Source organism: Escherichia sp. MOD1-EC6162 (genome assembly GCF_002965125.1).
Taxonomy (GTDB): Bacteria; Pseudomonadota; Gammaproteobacteria; order Enterobacterales; family Enterobacteriaceae; genus Escherichia; species Escherichia marmotae.
On sequence record NZ_PTSB01000028.1, the window covers coordinates 1 to 18,142 of the forward strand.

The following is an 18,142-nucleotide window of genomic DNA, read 5'->3' on the forward strand; positions in this document are numbered from 1 at the left end:
ACGTATCCCGGGTGATGGATAACGCCACACATGTGGCGGTGTACTTCGGCTCTTACCTGAAAAAGCCACAGGTGCCGATGAGTCGTCTGGAGCATTATGCCGGTCAGGATGAAATCGGTCTGCGTTACAACAGTCACCGTACAAAACGGGAAGAATACCTGTTGATGAGTGGAGATGAGTTCATGGAAAGGTTCTCCTTGCATGTAGCAGATAAGGGGTTCCGTATGGTGAGGTACTACGGTTTCCTGAGTCTGGTGAAGCGCCGGTTACTGGAAGATGTTGTGTACGTCATAATGGAAACGGTGAGAAAAATGGCGATACAAATCAGGTGGAGAGGGATGTATCAGCGGTTACTGAAGGTTGACCCGCTGAAGTGCGTGCTGTGCGGCAGTCAGATGCGATTTACGGGGCTGAAGCGGGGATACCGTCTGGCAGAGCTGGTTATGATGCATGAGCCACTGGCCAGGATGCGGTGGTGCGGCTGAGAGCCGCATCGGGGAAGTTGCATCCATTGTCCGGGAAATGGAGCAAAAAAACATCACTGATACCGATATCAATCAATGCCAGACCATTTAATTGACGGCGGTGCACTCATGGCACGCAGACAGTGTTGAATAAACATCCGTTTTTGGGTGTTTTTTTAATCTTTTTGGGGATTTAAATTCCTATCGATTCAATAGACTGCGTGAATATCGATGGTTGCACCACAGGCCTGAGCATATTTTGTCAAAGTTTTCATACTGGCTCCTAAAGGATTACTTTCCAGGCGGCTGATTGCTGACGGACGTAACCCCATTCGTTCGGCCAGAGCAGACTTTGTTAACCCCGCTTTTTCTCTCATTTCGTACAACATTTCTACCATCTCCAGTTCTTTATCGGCATCTTCATACCCTTTGACAGCTTCTGGAGTATTAAGCAGTTTTTGCTTTACCTGGCTGAACGGAACACCTTTTACTTTCATCATTTCATCTCCTTCAGGCGCATCCTGGCGGTTTCAATAGCTTTCGTTGGTGTCTTTTGCGTCTTTTTCACAAATGCATGCAGCAGATAGATTTCGTTACCCGTTGCATAAGCGTACAGTGTCCTTGCGATATTTTTATCCCGGACTCTCAGTTCAAAAAGCCCTCCGCCAATTACACGGCTGTGAGGCATTTTCATTTTGTTACCTTCCTGTTCCAGCCGTTCAATCAGTCTGGCCATGCGACCACGCAGATTGTCTGGTAATTCCAGCAGCTCATCCAGTGCGGTCGGGTGAGTAATCACATTAAACATATTATAGCCTCCGAAAGAATAAAATACACCAGAACGAGAAAATTGCGCAAATATAAAATTTCATCAATAAATGAAAATACACATTGAGTACAGAGATCACTGGGGAAGAAAGGGTTTTTGATGCCGCGTCAGCGGCATGGAAGGCGGCACTCCGTTGTAGCATATGGCGTAGGAGTAAAACCGCCGAAGCCCGGCGTAAGCCGGTACGTATTGATAGGTTTCACCTATCCCATCCCTGCCCTGCGAGGCCATGCGGGCTTTCAGCGATGATGAAGTATAGATAAGCCCTTTTAACCCCGTTAGCGCGGCGTAGCCGCGCTGTATCGGGGACTTAGTGCTGACAGCTTGCTGGCAGTACTTAGGGGGCTGTACGTCAGAGTTCAAGCGATTTTTCTTGAGGGAACACGGTAGCTGCTAAGCCATACCTGTTTTCAGCCATGAGAGCGCTTTTGTGCGCGGTCGGAGTGGTCCCGACGAGGGTTTACCCGAAGTCGGGGCGTATCTCCGCGTTAGCGGGCCGTCAGGGCCGCTTACGAGCGTGTACTGAGGACTTCCAGCCAGAAGACTGACAGCGATGATGACGCTTAGTTACAACATTCATAATTAAAAGCGATGTTGTTCCCGCCCTTTGGGCGGGGGCGGCGGCGCTTTTCAGTTATGAGGAGGGGCTTTGTGGTTTCAGTTCTGCGCGGAACTAGGGTTTTTCCGGGGTCTATGTTTGCATGTTGTAACTAAATCGGCTCCGGTCGGGGCCCGCCGCTTGCGGTGGGAGGTGCATATCTGTCTGTCCACAGGACAGGCAGTGAACAGGTTTTCTTTTTAAATGAATGTAATTAAGTAGTTTAAAGGAGATATAAACAGGTGTTTAAAAGATACATTGCACCCTGTAAGGCTGGCGGCTGGCGCTTTATGACATGAACGGTTGTAACCTTATGAAGAAGTCCCTTGCAGTTAAATGTGGATAAGCAAAATTACCCGTCTGTTAGACGTGTTTTGAATCAAAAACAGGGGGAACCGGATGCAGCAGAAGGTGGATGATGAGGTTGTTTTTTTATGTGGTGCTGCTTTTTTTGTGCACTGCCAGGCTTCAGGTGTGCGGATGCCTCCGGCGCGGGCCGGATTATTCTGAGGAGGTCACTTTCAGGGGGAAGCTGTGGCCAGCCGGCTGTAATTACGGTTACGTGACAGAATCATGCGCTCCTTCACACGACGCTCAACTTCGCGTTTTACCGCCTCACGACTGGCAGTGAAACGTCCTTCCGCGATTTCACGCGTCAGCTGCCGTTTCACCAGGGTGACGATATCCTGACGTTCCCTGTTCGCATCACGACGCGCACGGGCACGCTTTATTCCCCGGGACTTAAGCTCTGTCTGGTAACTGCGGAAACGCTCACGCACAAAACGCCAGGCTTTCGCAATCAGTTCATCCATACCCATGGTATCCAGTCCCTGCTTTTTACGCTGTCTGTTTTCCCATTCCACGCGGCTGCGGCGTGCGGAAGCCACTGCTTCTTCAGACACATCGAGAGCAGCAAACAGCGCCGGTGTGAACGTGATATCGGTCGGGATATAGCACCCGATAAGCGGGTCATATTCCGTCTGGTAGGTAATCAGGCCCAGCTCTGCGAGGAACGTCAGGGCGCGGGTGGCACGGGTGATGGAGAGTTTTCCTGCACCAGACTCTGTCGCCAGTCCGCACTCAATGGCCAGCGTGGTGATGGAGCACTGGACGCGGTTCGCCAGCGGGTCATAGTGAAAACACAGCCCCTGCAGCAGCGCATCAATGGCCCGGCGACGCAGTACCGGTGGCATGCGCCGACGCAGACCACGCGAACGGGCATGCGCCACATGAATGGCGAAATCAAAACGGGAGGTGAAGCCCACCGCCTTTTCCATCAGTTTTTCGCAGAACTTCAGCGTTCCGGCACCTTCACGGGGTGTAAACACCGGATTCGGGTTCTTTACCTGGCGGTAATACGTTTGTTGAAGATTAGTCACACCATCCTGCACTTACAATGCGCAGAAGGAGTGAGCACAGAAAGAAGTCTTGAACTTTTCCGGGCATATAACTATACTCCCCACATAGCTGAGTTGATGGCTATGCGGTTTTATGGGGCCCCGGTAATCTTTCTGACTCGCCAAAGTTAAAGAAGATTATCGGGGTTTTCGCTTTTCTGGCTCCTGTACATCCACATCAGAACCAGTTCCCTGCCACCTTACGGCGTGGCCAGCCACAAAATTCCTTAAACGATCAGTAATCTAGCACTGACAGAAAAAACTAGCAAGAATGTGATCCCATCACATCATATTCCGGTGACAGACCTCTTTCTCGATAAGCCTTTCTATCAACTCTGCCTGAGTTACCCCTTCCTCTGCGCACAGACTGGTAAGGTAGTTTTTTAGCTCTGGTCTGACGAAAACCTTGATCTCTTTACATACAGATCGTTTGCGCGCAGAAGCTGCTCTCTGTCGTTCTGCTTCACTCAAAGGTTTACCCTTTCTGTATGCTCGTTTTGCGCCAGATGAGGAAGTCACTGCATTTTCTGTCTGCGACATCTCGCCTCCTCAATTCTCAAACAGGGATCGTTTCGCAGAGGATACTACAGTTTTTTGAAATCAGCGACTTGAAAGTTGTGACGATGATCTGTGTTGGCGCACAAATCATGTCTGATTACGACCGTTTAATGTGATTTTGATAATGAAATGACTGAAAAGCTGGAAATGCCTTAACCTGGATGCCGGCCCCCGGGCGGGACCGGCTGTTTCTGGCATGTCGGGTGTCTGCCCCCTGAAATACCTCACACTTCCGGAAAGCGGGGACTTCCGTCCCCGCCCGGCAGCTTACTTCCGTGCTTCGTAGGCCAGAGTTACCTGCACCACTGTATTTCCCCTGTGAATATTCAGCTCACATAACCGTTCCCTGAATATCAGTGAAAAACACAACACCGTGGCGCACACGGCGAGCAACCCGATAAGGGCATACTTCGTCATAAACTTTGACCTCTCTGCAAGGAAGAGGCTACAATCAGTAGTGTTAAGGTACTTCATGCAGACCTCACGAGTTAATGGATTAACGAGTGGGGTCTTCGCATTTCTGATACCTGCATCTTGCCTGAACCAGAAAGGCTCAGACACCCGCAACGATAGTACCACACTTCAGCCAGTCGGTTAATTATCTGATAACCTTAATAATCATCAGCATTTCCCGAATTGTTCCATATCTGTTTGTACGTAAAATCCCGTAAAAAAGATAATGACGATATTGCTCGTTATCTGTCAGGTAGCCGTGAATTTCTGTTTTCACTTATTTTTACGAGAGTTGATAGTATGGTTAACGCAATTTATCTTGCCTATTTTCTTATCGCCATTCTTAATACATGGTTTCTGGTGCAACAAATCAAAACCAGAAAAACACTGACTGTTTCTCATGAATCCTCAGCACTGTTAAAAGAAACCAATATTAATATCGGACTTTCCGTATTAATTTATCTTGTTGATATTATGTTTGTATATATGACAAATGCCATTCACTAAATAATACCGAAAACGCCGGGAGCGAGGAAAACTTGCTTTTTCCCGCTCCCGGGGTTGGACAACTGAGCAACGCGAAGGCGTCAGTGTCTGAAGTTCTGCCACGTATCAGTAACTCCCGTACCACCACTCATCCTCGCTTTTTTCCAGAATAATGGTGATACTCCGGACGTCATCCGGCAGTATTTCCCTGCAGAATCTGGCCGGAAGCGTAAACGTACCTGAAGACAACTTTACCCCTTCTTCATACGAGTCCGTCAGTTTCAGTCTGATTTTCCGGGCTTCTGAATCAAGTTCCGCAATAATAAAATCCTGCTTACACCGAACGGCAACCGTCACATAACACCCGGCAGAGCCTGAGTCTGTTCGCCTTATCGATAACCGGGTCTTGCCTGCGTATCTGTACGGCGCTTTCTGTCTTGTCATGGAAATAAATGCCATTATTGATTTTCGACCTTTCTGTTTTTATAAAAAATATAATTCTATTTTCTGCTGCCTGTATTACCAGATGATTTTATTCCCCGGAATTTTCATTACCCCGCGGCGAACCAGTTCATCCCGGATACCATTGGTCAGGACATCACGCCATTCACCACGCATCTGTGATTTTAAATAAATATTAAATGCCCTTTCTGTTACCGGCATATTACGAACTTTCCGCGCTGCCTGTTGAATTTTGTTTGCCCACCGGATAACGATATCCATGTCGGGTACAGCCATCTTTACTGATGACGCCTTATCCGGGGAGACGCGACGGCAGCAAATCCCGCGCGCCTGCAGTGTCCGGACAATACCGTCATATCCCTTGCCAGCGGAAACAATATGGCATTCCTTCTCCGGCCCGTAATGGCATACACACTGCCCCAGCTCCAGCACCAGATGAAAATAAACATTGTTCCGGGAGACTTCACTGACATGCCGGAGTGTGACTTTTACTGCTTCAGGGAAAGCGTTTACTGGCAGTATCACATTATTCTGTTTTGCGCCGGCAAATATAATTAATTCCATATATATATTTAAGGCAATTTCTGTCAGGTTACTGCAGTTCTCGAATCGATAAATGCAATTACCTGTTGCTTCTCTGATTTTCCGGCAACCATTTTCTTTTCCTGATTAACAAATTTCACAACCAGACAAAAGAGTCATAAATAACACTTAACACCGCCTGATATTAACAGCCAGACAACGTGATGTTATTATTCTGGTCTCCTTACTGAATGCATTTGTCCCTGACAGGGCAATATTGACCGTCGCATGGCGGTCTTTTTTTATCCACCTGACAGTTTATGGTCACAAAAACATCCCCACAGGTATTAACCACGTAATGACTGTGTGTTATCTTTCTTCCCGCAACTTTCCGGTATTAACCGGTGGTAGCTTCACAGGGTTGATGTACAGAGCATTCATTCAATGTCAGTGATACGCTATGAATGATTTTTGGCCTCCTTTGCTCAGGGGAGGTCTTTTTTTTGCCATTTTTTTCATTATCTCCGTCGCTGACAGCGTTCGGCTCTCTGCCGTGCAAACTGCTGCCAGTCTGTACGGGGAGCAACACGGGCAGCCAGGAGCCACGCTTCAGCGGCCTCCTTCCGGAATCCCCTGACCTCCAGGCTGACGGCACGGCTTCCGGCACGCTGGTAACGCCAGACCTGAGCGTCCCGTGAATGGCTTCTGAATCCGTCCATTTGTATCTGCCCTCTCTTTCCTCTGTCAGTATTTCTGTGTTAAATAATTCACTGAACTGACTTCCTTCGGGTAGGAAGTTGTTTCCTTTTGAGCATTATTGTTTGCCTCCCTTACTTCTGAGGGAGGCTTTTTTACTGTTTATCCAGCACGGCCTGAAGTTCGGCTTTTCTCCGGTTCTGGCGACGAATTTTTGCCAGACGCGCTGCCGCATACGCTTCCTCTTCCTGAGAAATATGCTCCGTCACATACCCTTCCGTGTCATACCGGCAGGCACCGGCTTTCATTGCGCCAAGATAGCTTTCTGAACGGGTAATGGCCTTCAGCGCCCTGCGCAGTTTTTTATGCGAGAGCGGGATATTCCGCCGCGATACGTCTTCCAGTAACACGTCACGGATACCGCAGGCCAGAAGCCGGGGGGTGTCACCGTCAAATAATCCCGGCCACCAGGGCTTCAGTATGCTCACGGCCTCATCCGGCGTGGGCAGTGTCAGATAAATGGACAGCGCCTGTCTGGCCTGCTCCTTTTTAGCCGCCAGCTCTGCTTCCCGGGCCGCTTTCTCCGCCAGCTTCTGCTTTTTCACCTTCCATTTTGGTGGTGTGGTGACATTGATGATGGTTTTCCGGCTGCGGACAGGGGTTGTTCCCTCTGTTTTCCGCTTCAGTGTCAGTACCGGTCGTTTCTGCTCTGTCATTTGCGAATACCTGTCGTTATATTCTGCCGCTGGCGTTGCTTCAGCCTTTTTATGCCATATTTCATCACGGTATGTTAAGCATGCATCTGCAGTCCGTTAACCATCCCTGCAATAATCAGCAGATGCAGGGCATAACCTTCTGCAAACCGCCGGCTTACCTGCTGACGCTTTGATGATGCAGGTGCATACTCATGCACAAGACACAATACCAGCAGTGTCATACCCATGCCGGCCAGCATGGGGACTGCCCCATTTGCACCGTTCAGCCATACAACAGAGCACAGCCACAGTAAAAATAACCGCCCCTGATACTGCTCCGGCGCCTGCCAGACGGATACGGCTGCCAGCAGCATCACCAGTCCCTGCCAGCCATAACTGGCAGTACTGAACGGCAGATACAGTGCCAGCATGGTTCCGGTTATGGCACCTTTTATGGCATCAGGGCGTTGCCAGAAACAGACCGCCTGCATCACCACGGCAAAACAAAACAGAATGTTCAGCTCCCACCACTGATTTCCTGTCCCCCGAAATGCCAGCCAGAATACCGGTTGCGCCAGCATTGCCATCAGCCACAGGCGATTTACGGCAGCCTGTCGTATCTGCCGCCCCGCCAGATTACAGCCCGCCATCAGTGCGAAAAGCGGGAAGGCGCACCGCCCGGTCAGGTTAAGCCAGGGACTCCCCACATGAAATGCTGTGGCAATGTGGTCACCTGCCATCGCCAGAAATGCCACGATTTTGATAATATCGCGCTGTAATGGCGCCAGTTGCCACAGGAAACGCACCGTTCCCCTGGCATCTTTTCGCTGAACACATGCCGTCATTATGGTTTCACTCCAGCACCTGACTGAGACATCCGGCCAGTGTTTCGATGACCAGCCAGGGCGCAACAAACAACGTGACCAGCATCAGTAATGCCCCCGTCAGCATTCCGGCCATAAACCGGCTTTCCGTTTTGCGCCTTCTCTTCACCTTCTCCCTGTATCGCAACGGCTCCGCAATCCGTTCATCGCCATACATCCGGAGTTCACGATAATGTTCTTTTTTCTCCATCAGAGCGTCTTCTCTCTGTCAATCACCAGTTCTTTCTCCATCTGCCGCAACTGCTCCTGTGCGTTTATGCGTTTCAGGGCAGCCACTTCATGCTGAAGTAATTGTGCGTTTTCTTTCTCTTCACGGGCTGCTGTCTGTCCGGCTGCCCTGATTTCCTGTTCTGCCACCGCATTTTCTGCAGCCTGCATGGCCTCATTATCTGCCGGCAGTATATTCCGCGCTTCATCCTGCTGCAGGGTTTCCCTTACCGCTTTTTCTGCCTCCTGACGTGCCCGCTCTTCCGGCGTCTGCAGACTGAGCAGTTCTGCGTCGGTATGTTGTACAGTCTGTGCAGTTTTCATGGCTTCAGGTGTCGTTTCTCCCTGTCCCTGCGTTAACTTCTGAAGCAGCCAGCCGGGAAGCGGCGCGGTATCCTGTTGCAGCACAACACCACTCTCAGGGTGCTGGCGGGCCAGCGCCAGTGCAGATACCGGGTCTGATGCCGTCAGCGTCACGCCATTGTGGCTCTGCTGCAGAACCACAACGCCGGCATCATCACGACCCAGCCATCTGCCCTGCTCATCCAGTCCCTGCATTCGCCCTTCTTCATCCATACGGATTTCCTGCAACCAGATACCCTGTTGCCTGCCGCTCCGGTCGTAAGCCGGCCAGGCCACATGCGGTGCCGGGTATTTGCGGCTGCCACTGATGAAGCGGGCTTTACTGTGGTCCGGCAGTCCGGTATCCCGAAGCAACGCCCGCCCCAGCGCATTCTGATTAAGCACCCGGGCGCTGTCCCACAGATTCTGTGCTGTTGTGGCACGAAAATCCTGTTGAACGTCCAGCACATCATGCGCTGTCTCCCTGCTTTTACTGGCCGCCACGGATGCCAGCCATTTTCCGGTATCATCGGTATACACCTGCACATGCTGCTTCATCCTCGAGAGCGCCACATACGCATCACTGAGGGAGGCAAGACGCTGGCGTGCACCGGTTGCACCGACCAGGGCTATCACAAAGGCCTCGCTGGCTCCCTGTGCCCGGTGTGCCGTACCGGCATAGCCGTAATCCAGATGCATATCCGACATCTCACGCCCAGGCTGAACCAGCCGGATATTTTCACCGTTCTTTAGCGTGATATCACCATTATCTGCTATCCGTGTGACTTCCCACAGTGTCTGGGTATCCCGTCCCTGTTCCCGGTCCTGACGGGTGAAGCGCACCAGGTCACCTTCCGACAGCCGGATTTCACGCAGGGAAAACACCGCAATATCCCGCAGACTGCTTTCAAAAGCGGAGAGCAGATGGTCCCGGCCTTCTGCATCACGCAGCATCACGACACCGTTTGCTGCATCAGGGCTGTGAATGGTGTAATACTGCTGATTTATCAGCGCCACACCGCCATTATGCTGTGCCAGCCCTGCAACAGATTTCAGGGCTTCTGTCTGTGTTTTTTCCCTGACCAGCACCGTTACCGTAAGTTCCTGCTCTCCGGTTTTTCCTGTCTCATGCAGGCGGTCATGAATGCCGGCATTTATGACCATTGCATCCGCGTTTGTCTGGGTGACAATCAGCGTCTGACGCCGGGCCTCTGCGGTGCGTCCGGTGTAATCATCCACGATGGCAGATATCACCCTGTCTCCCTGCGTTTCTCTCTGTTCGCGGGTCTGGCGAATTTCAGTCACCGATGATGCCGGCACATATGCGCCATTATCCCGGGGCACCTGTTCCGGTGAAACGCGGCGTATCGTGTCCAGCGCCTCGCCGGTACGTCCTTCCAGCAGTGCATACACCACCGGTCGCAGTTCCGGTGACTGACGCACAATGTCTTTCATCACCGCCACATCAATGGCGCTGCGCTGCTGCATCAGAGTAAAGGGCGCACCACTGGCCACCGGCTGTAACTGCAGACTGTCACCGGACAGAACCGCACGACCACCTGCGGCGGCAATGCGGGCCAGCGTGTCAGCCATATCCCGGTTGCCCACCATAGAACTTTCATCGATAAGAAACAGCGTTTTTGAGAAGTTAAGCTGCTCACCGCCATGCTGACGTCGCTCCGTGTCCATCAGAAAAGAGGCGATAGTCTGTGCTTTCACTCCCACACCCTGCATTTCACTGACAGCCCGGTGCGTGGGTGCCAGCCCCACCACATCCGGCCGCAGCCCTTCCGGCAACGTGTCCAGCGCCGCCAGGACACTGCGAAACTGTGTGGTTTTCCCCACACCGGCATAGCCCTGAATGGCCACAAAACGGTCCGTGCTTTCAAGAATCAGCCGGCTGGCTGCCTGCTGGCCTGATGTCAGACCAGTCAGGAGAGACGGGTCCACAGTTTCCATCAGCGAGCGTTGTGTGTTCTTTCCTTCTGCCATTGTGCGCAAAATGGCTTTTTCCTGCAGCCAGGTTTCAGCCGGCACATAACGGCTGGCACTTCCGTCACCCGGCACGAACAGGATTTCCCCGCGCTGAACCAGTTCTGCAAATGTGTGGTGAATACCGTATGGTGTCACTGACGGATGCGCCTTCAGTGCCTCCAGTACCACATCCTGACGGGAAAAGACCACACTGCTGCCCTGTGCCAGCGTTATGGCCTGACGCACCGCTTTTTCGGTCACCGGCATCACACTGTCCCGGGCCTGCTGCATGGCCGTATCCAGCGGCTTACCCTCCGGGCTGACCTGCTCCCGGGCCTGCCGGTACAGTGGAGAACGGGCAAGACGCGCATGTGCCTCTTCTTCTGAGAGTGACGTATAAATCTGCACCCGGTCACCACTGGTGGCCAGTGTGTTAAGCGTCTGCGCCTGCGTGTCACGGGCAGAGACAGCAGCCAGAACAACGCCCTGTTCACTCAGCGTTTTTCCGGGCGTGGTCACGTATCCCTGACTGATTTTCAGTCCGTCCGCAACCGGAAGACGATGCCGGCGCCCCCCCTGCCGGACCGTCAGCGTCCGGTCCGTGATGCGCTCAACCGTGACACTGTCACCTGCACGCAGTTTTCCGTGACTGCCGAGCAGCATCAGCTTTTCACCTTCAGCCACCGGAAGCGTCCCGGGCTGAAACAGTCGCCAGCTGCTGTCCATGTCCCGGACCTTTATCAGCTGACTTCTGCCTTTCTCATCCGTCAGCGTCAGTGTACGACTGCGGGCCGTCACCCGGTCAATGGTGTAACGCTCAGACGTCCGGCGTTCTGCATCATACCGCTCCAATATCTGTCCTTCCCGGTAGCTGTCCGTCAGTCTGCGGTTTTTACTGTCGAGGAACACCGGCGTCAGCGTGGATACCGTTACCTCCCTGTCGCCCAGCTCTCCGGCCGCTTTCAGTGACTGACGGATGGCCTCCGTCAGCGCCCGCTGCTCACGACCAGGGGCCTGCGCCACCACGCTCTCGCCCTGTGCATGCAGAACAGCATAATCCATGGCCAGCTGTTCATAACGCTGCCGGCGGTCACCGTGACTTATCACCGACACCCTGACGCCTCTGTCCGTTCCCCCCTGAAGCCGCACCACGCCGGCGTCTTCCAGTGTGGCCAGCGCATTTCCGGTGCCCTTACGACCCCCGCCATCCATCAGCAGCACCTGCACATTGTTACGCAACGCCTGGTCAAGCAGCGTGACTGTCTCCTTAACAGACAGTTTCTCCGCGCCGGCAATCACCAGCGTACTGTCATGCTTCAGCCCCTCCCCGGTCAGCAAATCCTTCCCGCTCACTTTTCCGTTCAGCCCCTGCAGCTCTGCCAGAAAAGCGGTCATCTTCCTGTCCGGTGCCATCACCTGCACCTGGCGTCCCTGACCTTCTGCCATCGCCACAACAGCCTGTATCTGCTCCCGCTGTGTCGCCATTCCCCGCCCGGTACTGATAATGGCCACCGCAGGCAGTGTGTCAGCCAGAACCGCAGCCGCGCCCTGCAGGGGCATTTCAGGTCGCATGCTCACCATTACCCGGTTTTCGCGCATCGCCTGCTGCGCCAGCTGCTGCACACTCAGCTCATCGAGCAGATGAATGGAGGAGGTGAAAAGCCCTTTTTCCTTATCAAGTGGCACCAGTTCACCGCTGCTGATGGCCTGCTCAATCCCTGCACGGGCCATGGCAATACTGCCCGGTTCAGCCTCCACCAGTGCCAGCGTCCTGCTCAGGACATCGGAGTAGGTAAACTGTGCCCTGCGGTCGCTCAGCAGGGAAATAGCCTGTGACACAGCATCCCGCATCACAGACGGCACGGTCACGCCTTCACGCTGGCCAGAAGTGGATGAAGACGATGTCTCCCGCTGAGAATACCCTTCGCCTTCTCCTGACAAAACAGCCTTTTCAGGTTCAGAAACAGAACGGTCAGACTGCTGCAGGGCTTCCCGTTCTGCTGCTTTTTCCCGCAATGCCCGGTAACTGAATCCTGTCCGGTCAATACGCTCATGCCACTCTGTCAGCAACTCTTCTCTGTCCGGCTCTTTCTGTTTGGCACGACGGGTATCCAGTGCGGCCACACTGCGGGATTTAGCCGATGCATCGTCCCCGACCGCTTCCCGGATTTGCTGACTGCGGGTTGAGAAAATATCGACCGGAACACCTTTAATCTCCCACAGACCATTTTTCCCGGTATCCGCCGTCTCATAGCCCATCGCCTCAACCTGACGGCGGAGCGCATGACGATAAATCTGCCCCAGCGCAATTTTGTTATCATAAAGCGCATCAATGGTTCCGGTACGACCACGCCTGTCGCTGGATAACGTCGACCATCGCCCCTCTTTTTCGGTCATGTTAAGTAACAGAAGATGCGTGTGAATTTGTGGGTCCAGCTCCCGCGAGGTGTCATGGTTAAAAGCGGCTGCCACCATTTTTCCGGTATGAACGTGCTGGCTGAGGCCATCACGCATTATCCGTGTTCCGACCAGGGACTCAATTTCCCGGCTGACAACCTCAACAGTCTGGTTATGGGCCTCCAGCAGACGGGATTCGCCATACAGCGCAATCAGTACAGACACACTTTTGGGCGCTGATAACGTCAGGTCATAGCCGCTGCGATGCACATTAATGCCACCTTCCATTCTCTCCAGACTGACGCCGTTGGGCAGACGTCCGGCAATCAGCTCATCCAGCCGGAAAGCATCCACCGGCTCTTCCAGTTGCAGCGATTTTGCGCCTTCCCCTAACCACCTGGACTGCATACTGCCCAGAAAATAGTAGTTATCCTGTGATGTGTAATAGCCTGCGCCACCACCGGCAATGGGTGCAATACTCAGCATTACCAGTTCACCTCGCGATCATCATCCTGTTCACGCGCTTCATGCGTCTGGTGACTCACCAGGTTACGTTCATCCTGTCGCATAGCCTCCTGTGCATCATCAAACGCCCGGCTGAACTGCTCACAAAGTGCTTCATACCGCTCATCGCCCGGATACAGGATTTCCCCGGTTTCTTTGTCCACAATTTCAGCCAGCTCCGCCACAGGCGCCTTTTCTTCCACAGGGTTGCACTCACCCGTCCCGCCTGTCACCGCAACCGCTGCCACCTGAGTCATCGCTGCAGCCAGTGCCAGATTGTTAAGCGATTCAGCCTGTCCGGCCTGAGACGCCGTTTTGTTCTGTTCGTCATCTTTTCTGACATCGCCCTGTGCAATCCTGTCCAGTAACGCAGCAATATCGCCGTCCTCATCCTCACGACGGGTAATTTCAGATTCAATCTCCGGGTCGAGGCTGTCATTAATGTCACGCAACAGCAGCTCTTCCGCGCAGTCCTTTATCTTTTCATAAGACATGCGCATCCGGACGGCCGGATACTCACCGGGAAACGTGACATAACAGTGGAGGTTGGGCAGTTTCTGAATGTCGGTGTAGTTCACCAGATAGCGGTCTTCTTCCACCTTGCTGAAGGAGACACCGTCACGTACGGTATCCGCACCGTAGCTGTACTGTTCACTGAAAACCTTATCCCGCCGCTGGCCAATCTCACGCTGTACCCATTCCGCTTCCGCACTGGAAGGTGAACGGAAGAAATAACGGGTGTTCACCAGTCCCAGCATGGCATCGGCAAACTCTTTACCGTAGGTGTAGTCCATCTGTGCTTTGGCCTGAAAACCCAGCACAAAACAGCCCCCGAATTTACGGGCTTCAGCCAGTACGCCCGGCAGTTCAGGCAGTTTGTTCAGCGACGGAAGTTCGTCGTAGATAAACCAGATCCGACGATGCTGGTTCTCTCCCATCCCCAGCAGACAGTTAGCGGCCTGGGCCAGCCACATGGAGATTAACGGCTTCAGCGACTCATGCTGACGGGCATTACTGGTGACCCATAACCAGCCGTGTCGGGTGATCTGCGGATCGTTGACCGTACTCATCCATTCACGAATGGTGAACGGACGGCGTCCGGTACGTTCAATGCCCTGCAGATAGCGTAATGCCTTGACATAGTTGGTCAGCACACTGCGGATGGAGATGGCGGTCTTTTCCACCTTCTCTTCCACCAGGTTACTGGCCTCCGTTCCGGCCAGATAGTCACGCAGGGCCTTCAGGTCGATCGCCAGCAACGTGCGCAGCAGGGCATTGTAGGAGTGAATACCGTTCTTTTTCTGGCGATACGCCACGGCAGAAAAAATGGTGCGGGCAGAACTCTGCCAGAAAGGATCTTCTTTTGTCCCCATCGGGATCAGCGTACTGGCTGCGCTGTCAAAATCAGGAATGGACTCAAATTCACGGAACATATCCCAGTATGTACAGCGGCGATCCAGCGCATTAAGCAGGACGTCATCCTGTTCACTGAAATGCTTTTTAATGAGCGAACAGCCTTTATCGTAAATAATGGCCATATCGCCACGTGCCCGGATTTGTTTCAGCAGCTTGTTGAGCGTGTTGGATTTACCGGCCCCCGGCGTGCCGTACATCATCAGATACTGCACTTCACTGTTCAGCAGCAGAGGTAACTTATCGATACAGATGGATGAGGCTTCACCACGACGCCGCATTTCACGCGCCACCGCTTTCACATCATCTGTCAGTTCACGTCCACCAATACGTTCATCCTGAGCCTGTTTTTCCCCCAGACGTCGCAGAAAACGGAAAATCAGAAAGGCCAGCACGCCGACCGCCACAGAGGCCCAGAACAAAGCCAGATACAGCTCCTGGAGGAACATATTGCCGGCCCAGGCCATATAATCGTCTTTCAGGATCTGCTCTGACGTTGCGTGCAACACCTGCCCGTTCCAGGGAATGTCATAGACCGGTGGAACCCGGTACAGCGCCTTTTCTCCACGGGCAGTAAGTGAAAGCCACCAGTACAGTCCGCCATTACGGATAGTTTCCCAGGGCAGACGTAACCAGAAAAATAACGGCAAAAAGATAACGAAAAACCAGATTAACCAGAATGAAACGCGTTTGTTTACCTGCATGAACATATTCAGCATATAGCTGAATACCTGCCCACCCTGCGTAATATGCTTGGTTGAACTCATAGGAACGCCCGATTGTTAAAGAACAAAAACGATGAAAAGCCTGTTAATTATTAAACGGGATATACCATTGACATATCCCACATCACACCTCACTATGGATATACATCACGTATATCCATAGTGAGGTGCCTCATGGAAACGACCGTATTTCTCAGTAACCGGAGTCAGGCAGTCAGGCTGCCGAAAGCTGTAGCCTTACCTGAAGACGTAAAGAAAGTCGACGTTATTGCTGTTGGCCGTACCCGGATCATTACCCCGGCAGGAGAGTCCTGGGACAGCTGGTTCGATGGCGACAGTGTCAGCGCAGATTTCATGAATGACAGAGAACAACCCGCCGTACAGGAAAGGGAGTCGTTCTGATGCTGAAATTCATGCTGGACACGAATATCTGTATCTTCACGATTAAGAACAAACCGGCGCATATTCGGGAACGATTCAACCTGAACTCGGGGCGAATGTGCATCAGCTCAGTTACCGTGATGGAGCTGGTATACGGTGCTGAAAAAAGTCAGTTTCCGGAGCGTAATCTCGCGATTATCGAAGGATTTATTTCGCGCCTTGACGTGCTGGATTACGACTGCGCTGCTGCCACACATACCGGTCAGATCCGTGCTGAGCTCGCCCGTCAGGGAGGTCCGGTGGGGCCGTTTGATCAGATGATTGCCGGTCATGCCCGTAGCCGGGGACTCATTGTGGTCACAAACAATACCCGGGAGTTTGAACGTATCGCCGGCCTTCGTCTGGAAGACTGGTGTTAATGCCCTCACTTCCGGTTCAGGCACACGTGAGAATACAGTCAGCCACTTCTCTGGCCTGTTTAACAGAATGAGGCCGGTACAACGGAATATAAACTTCTGACTGGTAATAATACCGATGAAAATATAAAGGGTATAACCACAATATTTATTGTCAGAAACAGCGGAAAGTAACAAAATTTATTTTGTTACTTTCCGCTGTTGGGCAACGAGCCTGCGAGGCGTCAGTAGACAAATTCCCGCTGACGGATTCAACGGGAATAAGAAATTACAGAATATTAGCAATAGATTTTGCTAACTGATCTTCAAGAACCGGTTTGGCTTCTTCAAATTTCAGGTTAACTTTGTTGGCACTGGACACAATACGCGTCTGATATTTATGCTGGTTACCGGTTTCACTGCTGGTCTGCACTTTATAACCCGACGTTCCCTGCTTCAGCGCAGCCACATTGTCAGTCGTCACCTGCGCGGAAGTGCGCTCTGCGATCTGCACATCAGTTACCATGGTGTAGTTGATATCTTCCACCATCGCATCAGCCGCCATTCCCACAAGGCCGGCAGCCAGTCCTACCCCCAGCGTGGCACCGGCAGAATTGGAGTTATAGGCTGTAATGCCTGCCCCTAACGCCGCAGCCTGAACAGCCCCCTCGTACCCCCGACTCAGAAAGCCCTGCGCTTCCCGCAAATCCATTTTATCGGCTTTCAGTACGTTCGCCTGAATCCAGTAATGCGCATCGGCAGGATTATTCACAATACGATAGCCTTTCGCCTGTATCTGACTGTTAATTTTTCCCTGAAGGCCACTCATATCCTTATCGGAGGTGTTTTTGATTTGCAGATAAACAGTGCGATCAGTGGAAGGTTCAAGCCAGATGGTTTCACTCATCTGGGTTTTGACTTCCAGATTACGCTTTTTAATTGCGGTGCTCATCGCACCACAGCCAGACAGGAGAAACGCCCCCAGAACAATCGCAGCGATAAAGTTATTTTTACGATTTAACAACATAAATTTATCCTTAAACAAAAAACAATTGCTGATAACGCCTCTGGATTATCGCATTAATCGTACCTGTATTTTCACCAACGGTCATCCCAGCGATTGTCATCACTACCCCAGGCATTCCCCCCCGCATCAATTCCACCTAACATGGGAAGTCCAGTTGCCGGATTAACTCTATTATTACTGGAACAACACACATCGTCTTTTGAACGACACTCTCCAGGCAGATTAACATAAACAAATCGAACAAAATCGTCAGGATATAGTTTTCTCACCTTATAAGAAAAAACACATGTAAAAACTGCCCCCAATAAAGCAAACACCGCCCCCGAGAAAAGGACAAATTGCAGATCAAATCCAACAGCAACAGCGATAATGATCAGGGCCACTCTGCAGGCAGATAATACACATCGTTTTTTCAGTTGTTCTGATTTTGAAATAATATCCGTTTCAGGCGCTATTTTCATAAGAACATACTGAGTAGAAGATATTTCCCACAGCACAACAATTGTAATAATTGCAGAGAAAAAGTGCACAACCAGAAAACATACTAATAGCCCCATAGCACTTTCACCGTAAACCAGAGCTGCACAGAACGTCATAAAAAATGATACTGAAATACAACATGCTGTTATCTGCACACCAAATTTACAACCAGGCCACATACGTAGCCTGTCATCTTTCCAGTTAAACGTTTTTAATTTTTCAGTTAATTGTCCTGCCATAACTCTCTCTTCTT

Annotated in this window: 19 protein-coding genes; 4 read left to right on the forward strand and 15 right to left on the reverse strand. The window is 51.9% G+C overall.

The window, feature by feature from the left end:
- Window positions 1–485: transposase (locus tag A9587_RS19085; protein WP_172955459.1), on the forward strand; the 485-nt coding region annotated here is incomplete at its 5' end.
- A 188-nt stretch (window positions 486–673) separates the two neighbouring features.
- Here the strand turns inward: A9587_RS19085 and A9587_RS19090 are convergent.
- From A9587_RS19090 to A9587_RS19125, 6 genes are all read right to left on the reverse strand, one after another.
- Window positions 674–961, reverse strand: coding sequence for a helix-turn-helix domain-containing protein (locus A9587_RS19090; protein WP_174498321.1), 288 nt, complete (start codon window positions 959–961; stop codon window positions 674–676).
- Window positions 961–1,272 (reverse strand): type II toxin-antitoxin system RelE/ParE family toxin, encoded by a 312-nt coding sequence (locus A9587_RS19095; RefSeq protein WP_105263842.1) that lies wholly within the window; start codon window positions 1,270–1,272, stop codon window positions 961–963. Before A9587_RS19095 ends, A9587_RS19090 begins: the two co-directional genes overlap by 1 nt.
- 1,140 nt (window positions 1,273–2,412) lie before the next feature.
- Window positions 2,413–3,270, reverse strand: a complete 858-nt coding sequence (repA, locus tag A9587_RS19105; protein WP_123057490.1) for an incFII family plasmid replication initiator RepA — start codon at window positions 3,268–3,270, stop codon at window positions 2,413–2,415.
- Window positions 3,263–3,337: a RepA leader peptide Tap gene (gene tap, locus A9587_RS19110; RefSeq protein WP_001365705.1), complete on the reverse strand. Its 75-nt coding sequence runs from the start codon at window positions 3,335–3,337 to the stop codon at window positions 3,263–3,265. The genes repA and tap overlap by 8 nt, the downstream gene beginning before the upstream one ends.
- A gap of 233 nt (window positions 3,338–3,570) precedes the next feature.
- Window positions 3,571–3,828, reverse strand: coding sequence for a replication regulatory protein RepA (locus tag A9587_RS19120; protein WP_075842903.1), 258 nt, complete (start codon window positions 3,826–3,828; stop codon window positions 3,571–3,573).
- Window positions 3,829–4,113: 285 nt separating this feature from the next.
- A complete protein-coding gene (locus A9587_RS19125; RefSeq protein ID WP_001362723.1) occupies window positions 4,114–4,320 on the reverse strand; it encodes a Hok/Gef family protein in 207 nt (68 codons plus the stop codon).
- A gap of 279 nt (window positions 4,321–4,599) precedes the next feature.
- Between A9587_RS19125 and A9587_RS19130 the strand changes: the two genes are divergently transcribed.
- A complete protein-coding gene (locus A9587_RS19130) occupies window positions 4,600–4,806 on the forward strand; it encodes a hypothetical protein (protein WP_097762362.1) in 207 nt (68 codons plus the stop codon).
- 498 nt (window positions 4,807–5,304) lie between these two features.
- Here the strand turns inward: A9587_RS19130 and A9587_RS19140 are convergent, their stop codons facing one another.
- The 7 genes from A9587_RS19140 to traD form a co-directional block, all read right to left on the reverse strand.
- Window positions 5,305–5,811, reverse strand: coding sequence for a PIN domain-containing protein (locus A9587_RS19140; RefSeq protein WP_157922924.1), 507 nt, complete (start codon window positions 5,809–5,811; stop codon window positions 5,305–5,307).
- 476 nt (window positions 5,812–6,287) lie between these two features.
- On the reverse strand, window positions 6,288–6,488 hold the full coding sequence (locus tag A9587_RS19145; protein ID WP_001558275.1) for a hypothetical protein: 201 nt from the start codon (window positions 6,486–6,488) through the stop codon (window positions 6,288–6,290).
- A 132-nt stretch (window positions 6,489–6,620) separates the two neighbouring features.
- Entirely contained in the window at window positions 6,621–7,181 is a 561-nt protein-coding gene (locus A9587_RS19150; protein ID WP_105263846.1) for a fertility inhibition protein FinO, read from the reverse strand.
- A gap of 74 nt (window positions 7,182–7,255) precedes the next feature.
- Window positions 7,256–8,005: a type-F conjugative transfer system pilin acetylase TraX gene (traX, locus tag A9587_RS19155; RefSeq protein ID WP_097762353.1), complete on the reverse strand. Its 750-nt coding sequence runs from the start codon at window positions 8,003–8,005 to the stop codon at window positions 7,256–7,258.
- A gap of 7 nt (window positions 8,006–8,012) precedes the next feature.
- Complete coding sequence (locus A9587_RS19160) at window positions 8,013–8,234, reverse strand: hypothetical protein (protein WP_000412083.1); 222 nt, start codon at window positions 8,232–8,234, stop codon at window positions 8,013–8,015.
- On the reverse strand, window positions 8,234–13,450 hold the full coding sequence (gene traI / locus A9587_RS19165) for a conjugative transfer relaxase/helicase TraI (protein ID WP_105263847.1): 5,217 nt from the start codon (window positions 13,448–13,450) through the stop codon (window positions 8,234–8,236). The genes A9587_RS19160 and traI overlap by 1 nt, the downstream gene beginning before the upstream one ends.
- Complete coding sequence (gene traD, locus A9587_RS19170; protein ID WP_105263848.1) at window positions 13,450–15,648, reverse strand: type IV conjugative transfer system coupling protein TraD; 2,199 nt, start codon at window positions 15,646–15,648, stop codon at window positions 13,450–13,452. The genes traI and traD overlap by 1 nt, the downstream gene beginning before the upstream one ends.
- A 132-nt stretch (window positions 15,649–15,780) precedes the next feature.
- Between traD and vapB the strand changes: the two genes are divergently transcribed.
- Window positions 15,781–16,008 (forward strand): toxin-antitoxin system antitoxin VapB, encoded by a 228-nt coding sequence (gene vapB, locus A9587_RS19175; protein ID WP_000450523.1) that lies wholly within the window; start codon window positions 15,781–15,783, stop codon window positions 16,006–16,008.
- A complete protein-coding gene (vapC, locus tag A9587_RS19180) occupies window positions 16,008–16,406 on the forward strand; it encodes a type II toxin-antitoxin system tRNA(fMet)-specific endonuclease VapC (RefSeq protein WP_105263849.1) in 399 nt (132 codons plus the stop codon). The genes vapB and vapC overlap by 1 nt, the downstream gene beginning before the upstream one ends.
- Window positions 16,407–16,671: 265 nt before the next feature.
- Here vapC and traT read toward each other — a convergent pair whose 3' ends face one another.
- Both traT and A9587_RS19190 read right to left on the reverse strand, forming a co-directional pair.
- Window positions 16,672–17,409, reverse strand: a complete 738-nt coding sequence (gene traT, locus A9587_RS19185; RefSeq protein ID WP_097762358.1) for a conjugal transfer complement resistance protein TraT — start codon at window positions 17,407–17,409, stop codon at window positions 16,672–16,674.
- A 71-nt stretch (window positions 17,410–17,480) separates the two neighbouring features.
- A complete protein-coding gene (locus tag A9587_RS19190; protein ID WP_105263864.1) occupies window positions 17,481–18,128 on the reverse strand; it encodes a hypothetical protein in 648 nt (215 codons plus the stop codon).
- Between the last annotated feature and the right edge of the window lie 14 nt (window positions 18,129–18,142).

Bases quoted from the DNA above. Each gene is read 5' to 3' on its own strand.
- A9587_RS19150 (WP_105263846.1), bottom strand. From the start codon at position 7,181: ATGACAGAGCAGAAACGACCGGTACTGACACTGAAGCGGAAAACAGAG.
- A9587_RS19120 (WP_075842903.1), bottom strand. From the start codon at position 3,828: ATGTCGCAGACAGAAAATGCAGTGACTTCCTCATCTGGCGCAAAACGA.
- A9587_RS19125 (WP_001362723.1), bottom strand. From the start codon at position 4,320: ATGAAGTACCTTAACACTACTGATTGTAGCCTCTTCCTTGCAGAGAGG.
- traD (WP_105263848.1), bottom strand. From the start codon at position 15,648: ATGAGTTCAACCAAGCATATTACGCAGGGTGGGCAGGTATTCAGCTAT.
- A9587_RS19090 (WP_174498321.1), bottom strand. From the start codon at position 961: ATGAAAGTAAAAGGTGTTCCGTTCAGCCAGGTAAAGCAAAAACTGCTT.
- traT (WP_097762358.1), bottom strand. From the start codon at position 17,409: ATGTTGTTAAATCGTAAAAATAACTTTATCGCTGCGATTGTTCTGGGG.
- A9587_RS19130 (WP_097762362.1), top strand. From the start codon at position 4,600: ATGGTTAACGCAATTTATCTTGCCTATTTTCTTATCGCCATTCTTAAT.
- A9587_RS19145 (WP_001558275.1), bottom strand. From the start codon at position 6,488: ATGGACGGATTCAGAAGCCATTCACGGGACGCTCAGGTCTGGCGTTAC.
- A9587_RS19190 (WP_105263864.1), bottom strand. From the start codon at position 18,128: ATGGCAGGACAATTAACTGAAAAATTAAAAACGTTTAACTGGAAAGAT.
- vapB (WP_000450523.1), top strand. From the start codon at position 15,781: ATGGAAACGACCGTATTTCTCAGTAACCGGAGTCAGGCAGTCAGGCTG.
- A9587_RS19095 (WP_105263842.1), bottom strand. From the start codon at position 1,272: ATGTTTAATGTGATTACTCACCCGACCGCACTGGATGAGCTGCTGGAA.
- traX (WP_097762353.1), bottom strand. From the start codon at position 8,005: ATGACGGCATGTGTTCAGCGAAAAGATGCCAGGGGAACGGTGCGTTTC.
- vapC (WP_105263849.1), top strand. From the start codon at position 16,008: ATGCTGAAATTCATGCTGGACACGAATATCTGTATCTTCACGATTAAG.
- traI (WP_105263847.1), bottom strand. From the start codon at position 13,450: ATGCTGAGTATTGCACCCATTGCCGGTGGTGGCGCAGGCTATTACACA.
- A9587_RS19160 (WP_000412083.1), bottom strand. From the start codon at position 8,234: ATGGAGAAAAAAGAACATTATCGTGAACTCCGGATGTATGGCGATGAA.
- A9587_RS19140 (WP_157922924.1), bottom strand. From the start codon at position 5,811: ATGGAATTAATTATATTTGCCGGCGCAAAACAGAATAATGTGATACTG.